Origin of the sequence: Polynucleobacter sp. QLW-P1DATA-2 (assembly GCF_001870365.1) — a bacterium.
Lineage (GTDB): Bacteria > Pseudomonadota > Gammaproteobacteria > Burkholderiales > Burkholderiaceae > Polynucleobacter.
This window is the reverse complement of sequence record NZ_LZMQ01000003.1, coordinates 938,389-953,542: the sequence shown is the minus strand read 5'-3', so window position 1 is coordinate 953,542 and position 15,154 is coordinate 938,389. Positions and strand designations below refer to the sequence as shown.

Annotated in this window: 13 protein-coding genes; 3 read left to right on the top strand and 10 right to left on the bottom strand. The window is 46.3% G+C overall.

Annotated elements, in window-relative coordinates:
* Positions 1-108: 108 nt before the first annotated feature.
* Both A9236_RS07530 and A9236_RS07525 read right to left on the bottom strand, forming a co-directional pair.
* Positions 109-975 (bottom strand): amidohydrolase, encoded by an 867-nt coding sequence (locus tag A9236_RS07530; protein ID WP_071464781.1) that lies wholly within the window; start codon positions 973-975, stop codon positions 109-111.
* Positions 976-985: 10 nt separating this feature from the next.
* Positions 986-2,203: an MFS transporter gene (locus tag A9236_RS07525; protein ID WP_083393457.1), complete on the bottom strand. Its 1,218-nt coding sequence runs from the start codon at positions 2,201-2,203 to the stop codon at positions 986-988.
* A 155-nt stretch (positions 2,204-2,358) separates the two neighbouring features.
* Here A9236_RS07525 and A9236_RS07520 point away from each other — a divergent pair, with 155 nt between their 5' ends.
* Entirely contained in the window at positions 2,359-4,098 is a 1,740-nt protein-coding gene (locus tag A9236_RS07520; RefSeq protein WP_236638772.1) for a 5-oxoprolinase/urea amidolyase family protein, read from the top strand.
* Positions 4,098-4,817: a 5-oxoprolinase subunit PxpA gene (locus tag A9236_RS07515; protein WP_304442063.1), complete on the top strand. Its 720-nt coding sequence runs from the start codon at positions 4,098-4,100 to the stop codon at positions 4,815-4,817. Before A9236_RS07520 ends, A9236_RS07515 begins: the two co-directional genes overlap by 1 nt.
* Here A9236_RS07515 and A9236_RS07510 read toward each other — a convergent pair.
* Both A9236_RS07510 and clpB read right to left on the bottom strand, forming a co-directional pair.
* A complete protein-coding gene (locus tag A9236_RS07510; RefSeq protein WP_071464777.1) occupies positions 4,814-6,046 on the bottom strand; it encodes an MFS transporter in 1,233 nt (410 codons plus the stop codon). The genes A9236_RS07515 and A9236_RS07510 overlap by 4 nt on opposite strands.
* A gap of 51 nt (positions 6,047-6,097) precedes the next feature.
* Positions 6,098-8,701 (bottom strand): ATP-dependent chaperone ClpB, encoded by a 2,604-nt coding sequence (clpB, locus tag A9236_RS07505; protein WP_071464776.1) that lies wholly within the window; start codon positions 8,699-8,701, stop codon positions 6,098-6,100.
* Between the two features lie 105 nt (positions 8,702-8,806).
* On the opposite strand from clpB, the gene A9236_RS10875 reads away from it, so the two are divergent.
* Positions 8,807-9,049, top strand: coding sequence for a GIY-YIG nuclease family protein (locus A9236_RS10875; protein WP_071464775.1), 243 nt, complete (start codon positions 8,807-8,809; stop codon positions 9,047-9,049).
* A 59-nt stretch (positions 9,050-9,108) separates the two neighbouring features.
* On the opposite strand, the gene A9236_RS07500 is transcribed toward A9236_RS10875, so the two are convergent.
* Genes A9236_RS07500 through thrC form a run of 6 tightly spaced genes read right to left on the bottom strand, consistent with a single transcriptional unit; the run spans position 9,109 to position 15,147 of the window.
* On the bottom strand, positions 9,109-9,924 hold the full coding sequence (locus A9236_RS07500) for a hypothetical protein (RefSeq protein WP_071467830.1): 816 nt from the start codon (positions 9,922-9,924) through the stop codon (positions 9,109-9,111).
* 44 nt (positions 9,925-9,968) lie between these two features.
* Entirely contained in the window at positions 9,969-11,636 is a 1,668-nt protein-coding gene (locus tag A9236_RS07495; RefSeq protein WP_071464773.1) for a carboxylesterase/lipase family protein, read from the bottom strand.
* Between the two features lie 53 nt (positions 11,637-11,689).
* Positions 11,690-12,145, bottom strand: coding sequence for a molybdopterin synthase catalytic subunit MoaE (moaE, locus tag A9236_RS07490; protein ID WP_071464772.1), 456 nt, complete (start codon positions 12,143-12,145; stop codon positions 11,690-11,692).
* A gap of 1 nt (position 12,146) precedes the next feature.
* Positions 12,147-12,404: a molybdopterin converting factor subunit 1 gene (moaD, locus tag A9236_RS07485; protein ID WP_071464771.1), complete on the bottom strand. Its 258-nt coding sequence runs from the start codon at positions 12,402-12,404 to the stop codon at positions 12,147-12,149.
* Positions 12,405-12,422: 18 nt separating this feature from the next.
* Entirely contained in the window at positions 12,423-13,649 is a 1,227-nt protein-coding gene (gene glp / locus A9236_RS07480; protein WP_071465121.1) for a gephyrin-like molybdotransferase Glp, read from the bottom strand.
* A 55-nt stretch (positions 13,650-13,704) separates the two neighbouring features.
* Positions 13,705-15,147 (bottom strand): threonine synthase, encoded by a 1,443-nt coding sequence (gene thrC / locus A9236_RS07475; RefSeq protein WP_071464770.1) that lies wholly within the window; start codon positions 15,145-15,147, stop codon positions 13,705-13,707.
* Between the last annotated feature and the right edge of the window lie 7 nt (positions 15,148-15,154).

The following is a 15,154-nucleotide window of genomic DNA, read 5'->3' as shown; positions in this document are numbered from 1 at the left end:
GTTACTTAGAAAAGTATTTTCGTAATACGAAATCACCCACCATCCAACGGAATGAACACGCCCCGCTCATATTGCACCGCATTTTACGCAGTGTAATGACGTTTCATATTATGAAAAATATAAGCGTTGTGGATTGGCGCAAAGAATTTGCTTACGCACCGCTTCATCGGGTGCGTATAAAGCTAGACTTTCCAGCATTTGCGCAACTCTAGGCATGATTCCCCAGTTCGCTACATGTGGCCAATCAGAACCCCAAATACATCGGTCTGGAGCAGCTGCTATTAATGCCTGTGCATAAGGCACTACGTCTGCATACGGTGGCGCTTGATCTGTTAATCGATAAGCGCCAGATACTTTGACCCAGGCTCTATTCTTTACAAGCTCATGCAGAGCCTGAAAACCAGCAGATTGCAGCCCAACTGAAGTGCGCAGATAACCCATGTGATCGATCACCAAAGTCGACTGTAACTTTTGCATGCGCGGCATGAGTATCGGCAAATCATTTGCATCGAGTAGAAATTGAATATGCCAACCCCAGTCTTTAGCTAAAGCATCACACTCCTCTAGCTTTGAGATATCTAAACCACCACCCGAAAACATCAAGTTCATGCGAATACCAACAACGCCAGCGTCTTTCATTCTTTGATAGTAGGCATCAGCTTGATTAAGTAAGGGAACTGCAACTCCACGCAAGCGTTGGGGATGGCGCTCCAGCACCTTGAGTATAGGTTCATTGTCTTGACCGTTGACGCTGACTTGAATGAGGACACCATACGTCATACCGACTTCATCCAGCATCCGAATGTATTGTTCTTCAGTAGCCTCCGGAGAGGTGTAAGAACGATCAGGAACAAAGCTAGCAGCGCTAATCACATGCGCATGCGTATCTACAGCGCCTATAGGCATCTGAAAAGGAAAAGGACCGCTCTGATGTTCAGGCGGTCCTGGGCAAAACGGAATATCTACTGCTGACACAGACAATCTATTAGTTAGCTTGCAATTCTCGTCCTCGGGTCTCCGGCAGAATGACTGCAGCAATAAAGAAGACGCCATAGGCAATCACTGCAAAGATAGCAATGGCCATTGCTAAGCCATATTGAGCAGAGAAGTAACCAACCAAAGCTGGGAACAAAGCGCCGATACCGCGACCAAAGTTATAGCAAAAACCTTGGCCAGATCCACGCAAGCGAGTTGGGAATAATTCAGTCAAGAATGCGCCCATGCCAGAGAAATAACCGCTCGCAAAGAATCCCAATGGGAAACCAAGCCACATCATCATTTCATTGGTAATTTCTAACTGCGTATAAGCGAGCACTAGAACAATTGCACCAAGCGAGAAAGTCATAAACAACTTACGACGACCAAAACGATCAGCCATCCAAGCACCAAACAAGTAACCAACAAAGCTCCCAACGATTAAGAACGCTAGATAACCTGTTGAACCCACTACAGTTAACTTACGCTCCGCTTTCAGGAAAGTTGGCACCCAAGTCGTAATTGCATAGTAGCCACCTTGTGCACCCATAGTTAAAAGCGAGGCTAAGATAGTGGTTTTCAAAATACCAGGCTTGAAGATTTCCAACAGGGATGGAGAGTCACCTGCTGCTGCCACTTTCTCACGGGCAATTTTTGCAATGGATGGCTCCTCTACATTGCGACGAATATAGAGCAAGAGCAAAGCGGGGAAGAAGCCTGCGACAAACATCGCACGCCACGCCATATCGGCTGGTAATAAGCTAAACATAATGGCTTGCAGGAGCACGGCAGCGCCCCAACCTACCGCCCACGCAGATTGCACAGACCCAACTGCACGGCCACGATATTCAGCACGAATGGTTTCGCCCATCAACACTGCACCAGCCGCCCACTCACCGCCAAAACCAAATCCTAAGAGTGCGCGAGCAATCATGAGTTGATTGAAGTCTTGCGTGAATGCGCAAATCAAACTAAAGCTAGAGAACCAGAGAATCGTGAACTGCAATGTACGTACACGACCAATACGGTCTGCTAAGTAACCAGCGAACCAGCCACCAAATGCAGAAGCCAATAGAGTACCGGTAACAGCAAGACCGGCCATGCCGCGATCAACCTGCCATACTGCAATAATGGTGCCAATGACTAATGGGTAAATCATGAAGTCCATGCCGTCTAAAGCCCAACCTAAGAAGCAACCCCAAAAGGTTTTCTTCTCTTTAGGGTTCATGACCTTATAGAAACCGGTCAGACTAGTATCTGTTTGTTGACTCACTTTGTCTCCTTTATTTTTTAGGCTTTAAATTAATGAATGAGTAATGTCTTTATAACCGAATTATTCCGCCCACAGGGCAAACTAGAGAAAACCCTTAATACCTTTTCATGATGCATTGCACACTAATTGGCGATCACAGTGTTTTGATTGATTTCTCGAAATCAAAAAATGCTCTGAAAAAAATTCATGAGCTCAGCAGGCTTTTGTTTGCCAGCAAGCCTGAATGGGCCGCTGAAATCGTCCCTGGATTAGATTCTCTAGTGATTCAATTGCAATACCCTACTGCTGACACCATTCAAACTCGTGAGCAAGCATTTGAAGATTTGGAAAAATTAGGCAATCAACTAGAAAGGTTGAATAGTAGTAAAACTTATCCGGCTAAGATTCATCACATTCAGGTTTGCTATCACCCAGACCTTGGCTTGGATTTATTAGGTATCGCTAAAGCCTGCAAGCTATCGCTTGAGGAAACAATCAATCTCCACAAGAGCCGCTTGTATACGGTGGACATTTTGGGCTTCATGCCCGGCTTTGCTTATTTCAGCGGGCTTGATCCCAAGCTATCTCTGCCGCGCCTAGCCTCACCTCGACCCTCAGTCCCAAAGGGAAGCGTAGCTATCGCAGAGCTACAGACGGCCATCTATCCACGCGCCACTCCTGGAGGCTGGAACATCATTGGCAGATCACCGAATTCTTTATTTGATATTGAGCACAACCCTCCGGGCCTATTTATGGCGGGAGATCAAATGCAAATCGAAGAAATTTCACTTGATGCATTTCAGAAGCTGGATGAGAAAAATAGATCGAAAGAAATTATTCGCCCATTAGATGAAGATCAAATCAAAGGGTCAATAGAAGTTCTGCAAGCAGGTACTTTTTCTAGCATTCAAGATAATCCTCGCTCAGGACTATCTCATTGGGCTGTTGGCCCTGGTGGAGCATGCGATTTGTCATCACTACATCTTGCCAATGCTTTAGTAGGCAATCCATTAGATGCGGCCGCAATTGAAATGACTTCTACAGGACCAAGCCTTCTCTTTCACGAAACTACTTGCGTAGCGTGGGTGGGCGCACACTGCGATGGCATGGTAAATGGTCAACGCATTCCTGGCAATCGACCGGTATGGCTCAACAAGGGAACCATCCTTAAATTTAGCTCACTCAATCCGGGCTTTCGTGCGGTATTGGCGATTGGAGGAGGTCTCAGCCTGCCCAATATCTTAGGCAGAGTAGGTTCTCACATCAGCGCAGATATTGGACCAAAGCGCCTGGAAAAAGGCGATCTCCTTCTTCTGAAGAATCCTAAGGCAGTCCTTAATTCGCCTTTCTTAAAGTCCCTCTATAAAGAAGATGCATTACCGTGTTTTCCTAAGTGGCATATTCGCTCGCCCTTTATACCCACAAGCGAAATTACCAAAGTACATTGTTTAGCAGGGCCACATCTATCCCTCTTGCCAGCGAAAGAAAGAGAATTATTTTGGTCCACCGTTTGGACGGTAAGCAATCAAAGCAATCGTATGGGCGTTCGGCTGCAAAGCAACTTCAAACTCAAAAAGGATTTACCTGGCATCCCTTCTCAAGCCATAACATTTGGGACGGTACAGTTTCCGCCATCTCAAGAACCTATCGTTATGCTCGCAGAGCACCAAACTACGGGTGGCTATCCGCGTTTAGCAGAAGTGATTCGATCTGACCTTACTAAATTAGTACAAGTAAAACCGGGCAATAAAGTGCAGTTGGTTGCGATTGATCTTGAGGAGGCAGATCGATTAAATGCGGAAGTATTAAAGTTACAAGAATCAACAATCAATTCAATTGAAACAATCATTCAAAGTGGTGGAAATTCATGATGGATATTAATAGCGATATGGGTGAAGGCTTTGGTGCCTGGGAAATGGGTAACGATGCTCTATTGCTCGACTACATTAGTTCTACCAATATTGCCTGTGGTTGGCATGCAGGTGATCCAGCCCGCATGAAAAAACTGGTTGAGATGGCTACTCATAAGAAAGTGCATATTGGTGCACACCCTGGACTGCCAGACTTAGCTGGTTTTGGGAGACGTGAGATGGCAATCTCAGAACAAGATGCCTATAACTATGTACTCTATCAAGCAGGTGCGCTACAAGCGTTTGTCCATGCAGCGGGTAATCGACTTCACCATGTCAAACCGCATGGCGCCTTATATAACCAAGCAGCTAAGGATATCAAGCTGGCTAGAGGCATTGTCAGAGCAGTTAAGGATCTAGGTAATGACGTGATTTTGTATGGCTTAGCAGGAAGCTGTTTAGTTGATGCTGCAAAAGAGTTGAATGTTCCAGTCTGGGAAGAGGTATTTGCTGACCGCAGATATACCAAAGAAGGATTTCTAGTTCCTCGCACTCAAGCTCGTGCCGTGATTGAAGATGATTCTGAAGCGCTCAAGCAAGTAATGGATATGTCCAACAATGGAAAAGTAGTGGCTATCGATGGAAGTGAAATCATTATTCAGGCAGACACCCTCTGCATTCATGGTGACAACCCACATGCAGTCGAGTTTGCAAAAAAGATTAAAGCGGCCTTAGCCTAGGCGGCATGCGGAGTATTGGAAGATACTTTAAAGACCGTCGGAATAATCATCAATTGGAATAAGACAATGCCAAGGAATAAGGCCTTAGGCAATCCAGCATCCATGAAGAAACCGAAGATGAATGGGCCTACTGCAGCGCCCAGGTCGATACCGGAATACACAATCCCATAAACCCGTCCAGCCACCCCTTTGGGAGTTGCTTGTTTGACTAGCAAGTCTCGCGATGGTGCCACAACGCCATATCCAAAACCCAATACACAGAAAATAATAGGGATCAGGTCAATTGAAATCAATCCTGTAGCCAACAAGAGACACATCGCTATTGTCAGAGATAGACAAGCGGAAACAATTTTCTCAGGCGCTTGTAACTTTGCCGCCAAATAACCGCCCAATAAAACACCTACAGCGCTGCCTAGAGCTAACAGCGTTAAGAAATAATTGCCGACGTTAACAGGAAGCGCATAGATTTTAAATAAGGCGCTGGGTGAAAATGATTGCAAGCTAGATGTAGATGCCATGCTAAAGAAAAAGAAAATCCAGCACAACCAAACGGCAGGCAACCTCAAGAATGCAAATGCGCTCTCTGGATTGCCACCGGGATTGTTGGCTTGAGCGCTAGCCTGTGTATTCGCATGGCGCTCTTTGACGTTATCTATCAACTGACTCCTATTGAGCCAGAGAATCAGCAAAATAAATGCTTCCAGTGCTGCCGCGGAGAGAAAAGCGATGCGCCAATCCGATAGCTGTGCAATGCCGACCATAAATGCTGGTGCAGCGGCCCAACCCAAATAACCTGTGACACCGTGCATCGAGTAGGCATAGGGCAAATTGGCAGGAGACACTTTGTGATTAATCAGTGTGTAGTCGACTGGATGAAAGATGCCATTGCCACAACCAGCAATCACAGCGCCTACCATCAGCATGAGATAGCCGTTGCTTTGGGAATAAATCAAAGCTGCAAAAGCAAGCAAGCCAACGCCAGCAAACAGCACCGGTCTAGCGCCAATACGATCTACCAAAAATCCTGAGCTTGCTTGTACCATGCAAGACACTACAAAAAAGATAGACATGAGCAAACCCAACTCGGCATAGCTCAACGCGAAGGCATCCTTCAACCATGGAAACATGGGAGGAAGAATTAAATGAAAGAAGTGAGAGCTGCCGTGCGCTAGGCTAATGAGACCAATAACCCGGACATCACTGGCACGCCTACTAAGCGTAACAGTCATGTGCCGAGTTTACTGGTGCAGGCAAATTCCTGCAAAAATACCATTTACAGATTAGTGAACCTGACGGGTAAAGCTAAAGTCGCCTTTTTTATCCACATCCACGGGTACGACATCCTTAGGACCGAACTTGCCCTCCAAAATCATCTTGGAGACTGGGTTCTCAATATGCTGCTGGATCGCTCGCTTGAGTGGTCTAGCACCAAAGACGGGATCAAACCCAACTTCGGCAATCTTGCTTAAGGCGGCATCGCTCACCTCGAGTTGCATATCTACCTTAGCCAAACGATCTGACAAGTTTTTGAGCAAGATCTTTGCAATGTTCGCAATATTGCCCTTATCCAAACCATGGAACACCACAATCTCATCGATCCGGTTCAAGAACTCTGGACGGAAATGGTTCTTCAACTCTTCAAAGACAGCCTCTTTAATTTCCGATTGTTTCTTGTCGGTCATCGACTGAATTAAATGCGAACCAATATTACTGGTCATCACAATTACTGTGTTCTTAAAGTCTACCGTACGACCCTGACCATCAGTTAAGCGGCCATCATCGAGCACCTGCAAGAGTACGTTGAACACATCAGGATGTGCTTTTTCAATTTCATCAAACAAGATAACGCTATAGGGGTGACGACGCACTTGCTCTGTTAGGTAACCACCCTCTTCATAGCCAACATAGCCTGGAGGAGCACCAATTAAGCGGGCAACACTATGCTTCTCCATAAATTCACTCATGTCGATACGAATTAAATGGTCTTCACTATCAAATAAGAAGCCGGCTAAAGCCTTGCAAAGCTCTGTCTTACCAACACCCGTTGGCCCCAAGAATAAGAAAGATCCATAAGGACGATTTTCTTCGGCCAAGCCAGCGCGAGAGCGACGAATCGCATCGGACACAGCACGAATGGCCTCTTCTTGACCAACCACACGCTTATGCAACAACTCTTCCATCTTGAGCAGTTTGTCGCGCTCACCCTGCATCATCTTTGATACCGGAATACCAGTAGCACGAGACACTACCTCAGCGATCTCTTCTGCGCCGACCTGTGTACGTAATAGCTTGTTCTTTACAACACCATCTTTATTGCCCTTCGCTTCGGCAGCAGCAGCAGACTTGAGCTTAGCCTCGAGCTCAGGCAGCTTGCCATATTGCAATTCTGCCACTTGCTCTAATTTACCTTCGCGCTGCAACTTAGCAATATCAGCGCGCACTTTTTCAATCTCTTCTTTCAGATTGGCCGCACCCAATACAGCACCCTTCTCTGCTTTCCAGATTTCTTCTAAGTCAGCATATTCAGCGCCAAGACGCTTGATCTCATCCTCAATAAGGCCAAGACGCTTCTGAGAAGCCTCATCTTTTTCCTTCTTGACTGCCTCACGCTCGATCTTAAGTTGAATCAAGCGACGCTCAAGCTTGTCCATCACTTCTGGCTTGGAATCAATTTCCATCCGAATGCGTGAGCCAGCTTCGTCAATCAAGTCAATCGCCTTATCCGGTAAGAAACGGTCGGTGATATAGCGATGCGATAGCTCTGCTGCAGCCACAATCGCTGGATCAGTAATCTCAATCCCATGGTGCAGCTCATAGCGCTCTTGTAAACCGCGCAAGATTGCAATCGTTGCTTCAACACTAGGCTCTTCAACCATTACTTTTTGGAAGCGACGCTCTAGCGCAGGATCTTTTTCAATGTACTTACGGTATTCATCCAAGGTAGTTGCACCAATGCAATGCAATTCGCCACGCGCCAAAGCAGGCTTGAGCATATTGCCGGCATCCATAGCGCCGTCACCTTTACCAGCACCCACCATCGTATGAATTTCATCAATAAAGATGATGGTTTGGCCCTCGTCTTTTGCTACGTCGCTCAGCACTGCCTTCAAGCGCTCCTCAAACTCGCCGCGATACTTAGCGCCTGCCAATAGAAGCGCCATATCCAGAACCAAGACTCGTTTGTTCTTTAAAGTCTCAGGAACTTCACCATTGACGATACGTTGGGCTAAGCCCTCGACAATGGCAGTCTTACCTACACCTGGCTCACCAATCAGCACAGGGTTATTTTTACCGCGGCGTTGCAAGATCTGAATGGTGCGACGAATCTCATCATCACGACCAATCACAGGATCGAGCTTGCCCATACGAGCACGCTCAGTTAAGTCGACGGTGTATTTCTTGAGGGCCTCACGCTGACCTTCGGCATCTGCACTATTCACTGACTCTCCTCCGCGCACTAAATCAATAGCCGCTTCTAACGATTTACGATTTAAACCATTCTCACGGGCAACCTTACCTAATTCACCCTTGTCATCAGCAACTACCAGCAAGAACAACTCGCCGGCAATAAATTGATCATTGCGTTTATTGGCCTCTTTTTCACAAAGGTTAAGCCAGTTACTGAGATCACGACCCACTTGAACCTCACCACTAGTGCCCTGGACTTCTGGCAGATTACTAATGATTTTCTCTACGCCCTTTTCTAGGCCCGGGACATTAACACCAGCACGGGTTAATAAACTCTTGGCAGCGCCATCAGAATCACGCAACATAGCCAACAATAGGTGAGCTGGCTCGATGTACTGATTGTCTTTGGCCAAAGCAATGCTCTGAGCCTCACTTAAAGCCTCTTGAAACTTAGTTGTTAATTTATCTATTCTCATTTTTTATGCCTCATGTATTCCATGGATATCTATCTATAGAATATAAGGGCAATAATGCTAATTTCAAGGCTTTCTGAGCCCCTTTTAACCCTAATTTGAGCTATTTTGACTTGGCTTGTTTACCTTCTTGAGTGCTCTGATGGCAGCTATTACGCCGGCATCACTAACCGTCTAGAACATCGGCTAGAAGCCCATAATTCGGGGCAAGGTGCGCGCTATACGAGATCTCGCAGACCGGTTGTCCTATTGGCCACCCAAGACCACCCAGACAGATCTGAAGCCTCTAAGGCCGAGGCTAAATTAAAGAGCTTACCCAAGAACCAAAAGCTGGGGTTCTTTAAAACTTAAATCCTTCAAAAAAAGAAAAGCCACCCCGAAGAGTGGCTTCATTTTTTCAGCTGAGATTTTTAGAAATTAATCGTAGCTGAAAGCTGCGGTCCTGCATTGGTCCAATTAGAAGAACCAGAAGTATCTTTCAAATGGAAACCCATAGCACGATAGACCAAAGCTACCTCACCCCACGAAAACGCATCACCAACACCCAGGGATGCCTGCCAGGTTCCATTATTTGAACCAGGGCCTTTACCAGCATCTGCATAAAAAGGAACAAACCATGAGCTATCCATAATGCGAGCGCGACCTTTAAAGCCAAGTATTGGATCAGTCGTTTGATTCACACGAGAAGGATTACCAGCTCGAGCCGCAATCACATTACCATTACGATCAAACTGCGTTGCATCAGAAAGTGTTGATGTAGAGGAAATGTATCTAGCACCCAATAAAGCATCTAAATAGATAGAAGAATTATTGAGTGCAGTGTAAGTTGCCGCACCAGTGAACATTGTCTGGGTGACGGCAGCGTTATAACCTCCGTAAAAGGTGCCGTCAGCGGCACGGACGTATTTAGAGGCGCCACCACTGGCAAGACTTTGCCAGTAAACCAAGTCGCCCATCAAACCCCAATTACCCTTGTGAGCCTCTAAGGTGAACATTGCCATTGGTCCAGCCGCATTGATGTTTTGATCAATTGAAGAGGTCGAGGACACCGAACGATCACGGATCGTATTGGTTGTTAGACTCTCGGGGGCCCATGCGCTGATAGTTGCAGAAAAACGCCAGCTATCGTTAACAGTTGGCATTGGGTTAGTCGAAGTTTCGGCATAAGCTGCATTTGCGAGCAACACAAGACTGATGAGGCCTAAAAATCTTTTGAAGATAGTCATTTTGGGTCTTTAAAAAGGTTAAGTAGATATTTTAATATCAATGTTTAAAACGCATCTTTTAGACGCTCAAGCGCAAAAATCTCTCTCAAGTGGAGCATCTGGTAATCCACGCGCTCCTTAAGTAGATCCGTAATGGTCTCTTTATCGTAAGAGAAACTTCTCATGACATCTGACTTAAGGCTATAAATTGGCCAATTTGCTTGACCGCTCACGTTTGGGTTTCCAGTCTTTGCAAAAGCAGCCCAGCTTGCAGACATTTTTTCAGACGTCGCAATATCTTGTGGATCATTTTTATCTGTAATTGGGTACCAGTACTTTGCCCACACCCCTTTTTGTTTTAGATCAGCAGTTGCTTTTTCTATTCGGGCGCAATGGTCATTGGCAGACTCCACTTTCTTTGGCGCCTGTGGCATGAGCCCATAACTACCAAAAACATAACTGATCTCAAATGTATGAGGTACACCTGGGTAAGCGGGACGAATATTTTTAGTCAGGTAATCATAGTAATACGCATAGCCAGGGGCAATACCATTCATGCTATCTGCAAGAAGTTTGGTACTACCGCGATAAAGCATATCCCCCATGAGGTCTGAAGACAAAATGCATTTATCTTTTACCTTGGAATAAAGCATCTCAACGATCTTAGGATCTTCGTGGATAGTTTTTAAAAAATCATTTAACACTGCCGGCTGACCAGGAACCAGAAAGCTAGAGTCCCAGGAGTTCGTTCCAATCATGAACGGAACTTTTGCTTGCTTGCCTGCGGCAAATAATGGAACGGGATCGCCCTTCAAAATCTGGCCATCAACAAAAGGGCCACCGAATTCACCTTGCTCAAAATTGGCTGCAGTCAGTACCAACTTTTTCACTGGAAGAGCTCTCATCTCTTTCAGTGATTTGGCGCCTACAGCCGCCATATATTTGGCATCAACCTCGGTCTCGGGTGCCATACCTAGATGCTTCTGAGTCATCCCACGCAAAGGGCTTTGCTGGGCACTCTCTGCAATTGCTCTATGGAATAAGCCTCTTGCTGCATCCGAAACCATCAGCCACGTCACACTTCTACCGCCCGCTGACTCCCCAAAGATGGTGACGTTGTTAGGGTCGCCGCCAAATGCAGCAATATTATTTTTGACCCATTTGAGAACAGCAATTTGATCCATGGTGCCGTAATTGCCAACGGGCTCACCATTCGCTTTTGCCTCTTCGATTAACTCCTTTGGAGCAAAGAAACCAAAAGTACCCAATCGATAATCAAAGGTCACCACAATAACGCCATTCTTCACTAAATTGATTGGGGTAAATTGCGCATCTCTACTGCCATCAACCAGCAAGCCACCACCATGAATCCAGACCATTACTGGCAAATTTTGACTGGACTTGCTTGGAGTGAATACATTTAACTTCAGGCAATCCTCGCTGCCAGGCAAAGCTAAGCCTGTGCTTAAATTCTTGACGTAAGGTTGAGGGCAAGCATCGCCAAACCGACTAGCGTCCCTAGTGCCACTCCATGCGATAGCAGGCTGTGGTGGCCTCCAGCGAAGATCACCCATTGGTGGGGCTGCATAAGGAATGTTCTTAAAGGCATTCATGTTGTACTCAACAACACCCTGAAGGCGACCATCCTGAATTTGAACAGTTGGCCTATCGCTTGCAGCATAAGCATGCATTATGAAGCTAGCAAATAATAAGAAGGTAGTTATTTTCTTCATGGAATATCTTTCTAAGCAGCAATACACGTTCTAAAGCAAAAAACAGTTCCGTTTTATTTCTGTTGCCAACGAGCCATTGCAGCCTCATCAGTTATACGCGCATCTACCCAGCGAGCGCCATCAGGCGTATCTTCTTTTTTCCAAAAAGGGGCAGCAGTCTTAAGGTAATCCATGATGAACTCACAGGCGGCAAATGCTTCACCTCGATGAGCACTGCTTACTGCTACCAAGACGATTTGATCTTCTGGGAGAAGTGGCCCTACACGATGAATTACCAGCGTGTTAAAGATATTCCAACGGGCTTTTGCTTGGGCAATGATTTCTTCTAAGGCTTTTTCAGTCATGCCAGGGTAATGTTCGAGTGTCATACCCTTCACTTGACTGCCATCATTCAGGTCGCGCACGGTACCCAAAAAGCTGACTACCGCCCCTACCCTAGGATCGTCTTTGCGCAGCGCCGCCAATTCAGCGCTGATATCAAAATCTTGTTCCTGAATTCGGATTGGCATACTAACCCCCAGTAACTGGTGGAAAGAATGCGACCTCAGCACCGTCTTGCAAAGGGGTATTGGGATCAACCATGTGCTGGTTAAGTGCGCAGCGTAAGGCTTTGCCCTCAGCCAAAGCAAGGGCCCATGCACCACCTCTATTTACTAGATAGGTTCTTAGCTCTGCAATAGTTTTTACTGAATCAGGGGTCTCAACACTTTCCTGTGAGATGCCCAAGGCCTCACGTAAAGAAGCAAAGAATCGCAATTCGAGTTTCATTAGAGAATCGTAAACCGATTATTTAAGAAGTGCATCAAAAGGGATGTATTTGACTAAGTCACCTTTTTTGATCGGCTGTCCTGGTGGGCAATCTACCAGGCCATCGCCCCATGAGGCGCTAGTCAGAACACCTGAGCTTTGATTGGGAAATAAATCCAGGCCACCCTGCGTATTGAGCTTGACTCGCAAGAACTCGTTGCGGCGATCCGCTTTGAGCCAATCAAAATCAGCGCGCATTACATAAGATTGATGTGGCTTTTCTTCACGACCCTGTAGTTTTAAGATAAAGGGGCGCACAAATAATAAGAAAGTCACAAAGCTAGAGACTGGATTGCCAGGTAAACCAATAAACCAAGCCTCACCATCTTTTGACTCGTCCGATTTGCGAACCGCACCAAATGCCAAGGGCTTGCCGGGCTTAATTGCGATCTGCCAGAGATCGAGCCTTCCTTCAGCACTCACTGCCGGCTTAATGTGATCCTCTTCACCAACCGATACACCACCCGAGGTAATGATTAAGTCATGATCTTTGCTCGCTTTACGTAGCGCAGCTTTAGTCGCATCTAGGCGATCCGGAACAATACCTAAATCCGTAGCATCACAACCTAAGGATTTAAGGCAAGCCAGTAAAGTATCGCGATTGGAGTTGTAGATGCCACCTGGCTTCAATGGTTCACCAGGAAGCGCCAGCTCGTCACCAGTAAAGAACGCAGCAACTTTAACGCGACGCTTCACCTTTAAGTGAATTAAGCCCGCAGAGGCAGCAACGCCTAATTCTTGGGGGCGTAAAAATGTTCCCGCAGTAAGCGCGGTTTTACCAGCAGTTAAATCTTCACCTCGACGGCGTATCCACTGACCGACTGCTGGAGTAATGTTGACCTGAACTTGATCTACGGAACCCTCAGGCATTGCGCAATCTTCTTGCATGACGACCGCATCAGCTCCGGGAGGCACAGGAGCACCGGTAAATATACGGGCAACAGTACCAGGCTCTAGCTGAGTGCCTACTGAACCCGCTGGAATACGCTGTGCAATTGTGAGAATACTTCCTGAAGATTGGATATCAGCAGTTCTGACGGCATAACCATCCATTGAGGTGTTATCGAGCGGAGGTACATCTACCAAACTATTGACATTTTCAGCAAGAACACGGCCAAGTGCAGCCTGCATTGCAATGCTCTCACTGTCACTAACTGGGTTTGCATGAGAGAGCAAATGATCTAAGGCCTGCTGTGCAGTCAACATGGGTGGCTTAGTCATAACAATAGGAATTGTTGCTTTAAATGATCTAGTTATAAATCTAATTGAGATGCGTCGTAATGAAATCTTTGACCTGATTTACATCGGCATCAATATTCTCGACGCGCTGTGGTTTTGATTTAATGTCTTTAAACGAAGGTGGACACTCTGCGGGCCGGCCAAGAGCCTCTTGAATCGTCTCTTCAAACTTAATCGGCAATGCGGTCTCAAGCACCAGCATGGGAATACCGGCTTGTAAATGCTCTCGAGCTACCTTCACGCCATCAGCAGTGTGCGTATCAATCATGACGCCGTACTGCTCATCAATATTACGGATAGTTTCTAAGCGATTGGTGTGGTTGCTGCGTCCAGATTGGAAGCCATATTTACCAAGATTCTTAAAGACAGCATCTTGAGAGATATCAAAGCCACCAGTCGTGTCGACCTGCTTAAACATGGCAGCAGTTGCATTGCCATCTTGGCCCATGAAATCAAATACAAAGCGCTCAAAATTACTCGCCTTAGAGATATCCATGGATGGACTAGAAGTGTGCAAAGTCTCGGCTGACTTGCGGGCACGATAGACGCCGGTGCGGAAGAACTCATCGAGCACGTCATTCTCGTTCGTTGCTACAACGAGATGCGCAATCGGCAAGCCCATCATACGAGCGATATGACCAGCACATACATTACCGAAATTTCCAGATGGCACAGTGAAAGATACCTTCTCTGCGCTTGACTTGGTTGCTAATAAATAACCTTGGAAGTAATACACCACTTGAGCCACTACTCGACCCCAGTTAATGGAGTTCACGGTACCAATTTGGTTCTTTGCTTTAAAGGCATGGTCATTACTTACTGCCTTAACAATATCTTGGCAGTCATCAAAGACACCCGCTACTGCTAAGTTAAAAATATTAGGATCTTGCAAGGAATACATCTGAGCGGATTGGAAGGAGCTCATCTTGCCGCGCGGCGAAAGCATGAAGACCTTGACGCCTTCTTTGCCGCGCATGGCGTATTCAGCTGCACTACCAGTGTCGCCAGAGGTGGCACCTAAAATATTCAGATGTTGACCAGCGCGTTTTAGAGCGTATTCAAAGAGATTACCCAGCAACTGCATCGCCATATCTTTAAAGGCCAAAGTTGGGCCATTAGATAAACTCAATAAGCCAACGCGTGTACCGCTCTCTTCGCCCAACCAATGTATAGGCGTAATATCTTTGGCATTGTCTTGAGGCCTACCATTACAGTAGACCTGCTCGGTATAAGTTTTACGCAAGAGTGCGCGCAAGTCTGCTTCTGGAATATCGTCACAATACAAACTTAAGACTTCATAGGCTAGATCGGCATAAGACAAACCACGCCAAGAATCTAGCTGGGCAGGTGTGACCTGTGGATATTGCATTGGCAAATATAAGCCGCCATCCGGCGCCAATCCACCTAGCAAAATTTCTAAGAAGGATTGTTGTGGGCTATTGCCACGAGTAGATTGGTAACGCATGGATTTA

What these genes read in the sequence shown, in the direction of transcription:
- A9236_RS07515 (WP_304442063.1), top strand. Translation starts at nt 4,098, where the DNA reads ATGGATATTAATAGCGATATGGGTGAAGGCTTTGGTGCCTGGGAAATG.
- moaD (WP_071464771.1), bottom strand. Translation starts at nt 12,404, where the DNA reads ATGAAACTCGAATTGCGATTCTTTGCTTCTTTACGTGAGGCCTTGGGC.
- A9236_RS07500 (WP_071467830.1), bottom strand. Translation starts at nt 9,924, where the DNA reads ATGACTATCTTCAAAAGATTTTTAGGCCTCATCAGTCTTGTGTTGCTC.
- thrC (WP_071464770.1), bottom strand. Translation starts at nt 15,147, where the DNA reads ATGCGTTACCAATCTACTCGTGGCAATAGCCCACAACAATCCTTCTTA.
- A9236_RS07525 (WP_083393457.1), bottom strand. Translation starts at nt 2,203, where the DNA reads ATGAACCCTAAAGAGAAGAAAACCTTTTGGGGTTGCTTCTTAGGTTGG.
- clpB (WP_071464776.1), bottom strand. Translation starts at nt 8,701, where the DNA reads ATGAGAATAGATAAATTAACAACTAAGTTTCAAGAGGCTTTAAGTGAG.
- A9236_RS07495 (WP_071464773.1), bottom strand. Translation starts at nt 11,636, where the DNA reads ATGAAGAAAATAACTACCTTCTTATTATTTGCTAGCTTCATAATGCAT.
- A9236_RS07510 (WP_071464777.1), bottom strand. Translation starts at nt 6,046, where the DNA reads ATGACTGTTACGCTTAGTAGGCGTGCCAGTGATGTCCGGGTTATTGGT.
- A9236_RS07520 (WP_236638772.1), top strand. Translation starts at nt 2,359, where the DNA reads ATGCATTGCACACTAATTGGCGATCACAGTGTTTTGATTGATTTCTCG.
- moaE (WP_071464772.1), bottom strand. Translation starts at nt 12,145, where the DNA reads ATGCCAATCCGAATTCAGGAACAAGATTTTGATATCAGCGCTGAATTG.
- glp (WP_071465121.1), bottom strand. Translation starts at nt 13,649, where the DNA reads ATGTTGACTGCACAGCAGGCCTTAGATCATTTGCTCTCTCATGCAAAC.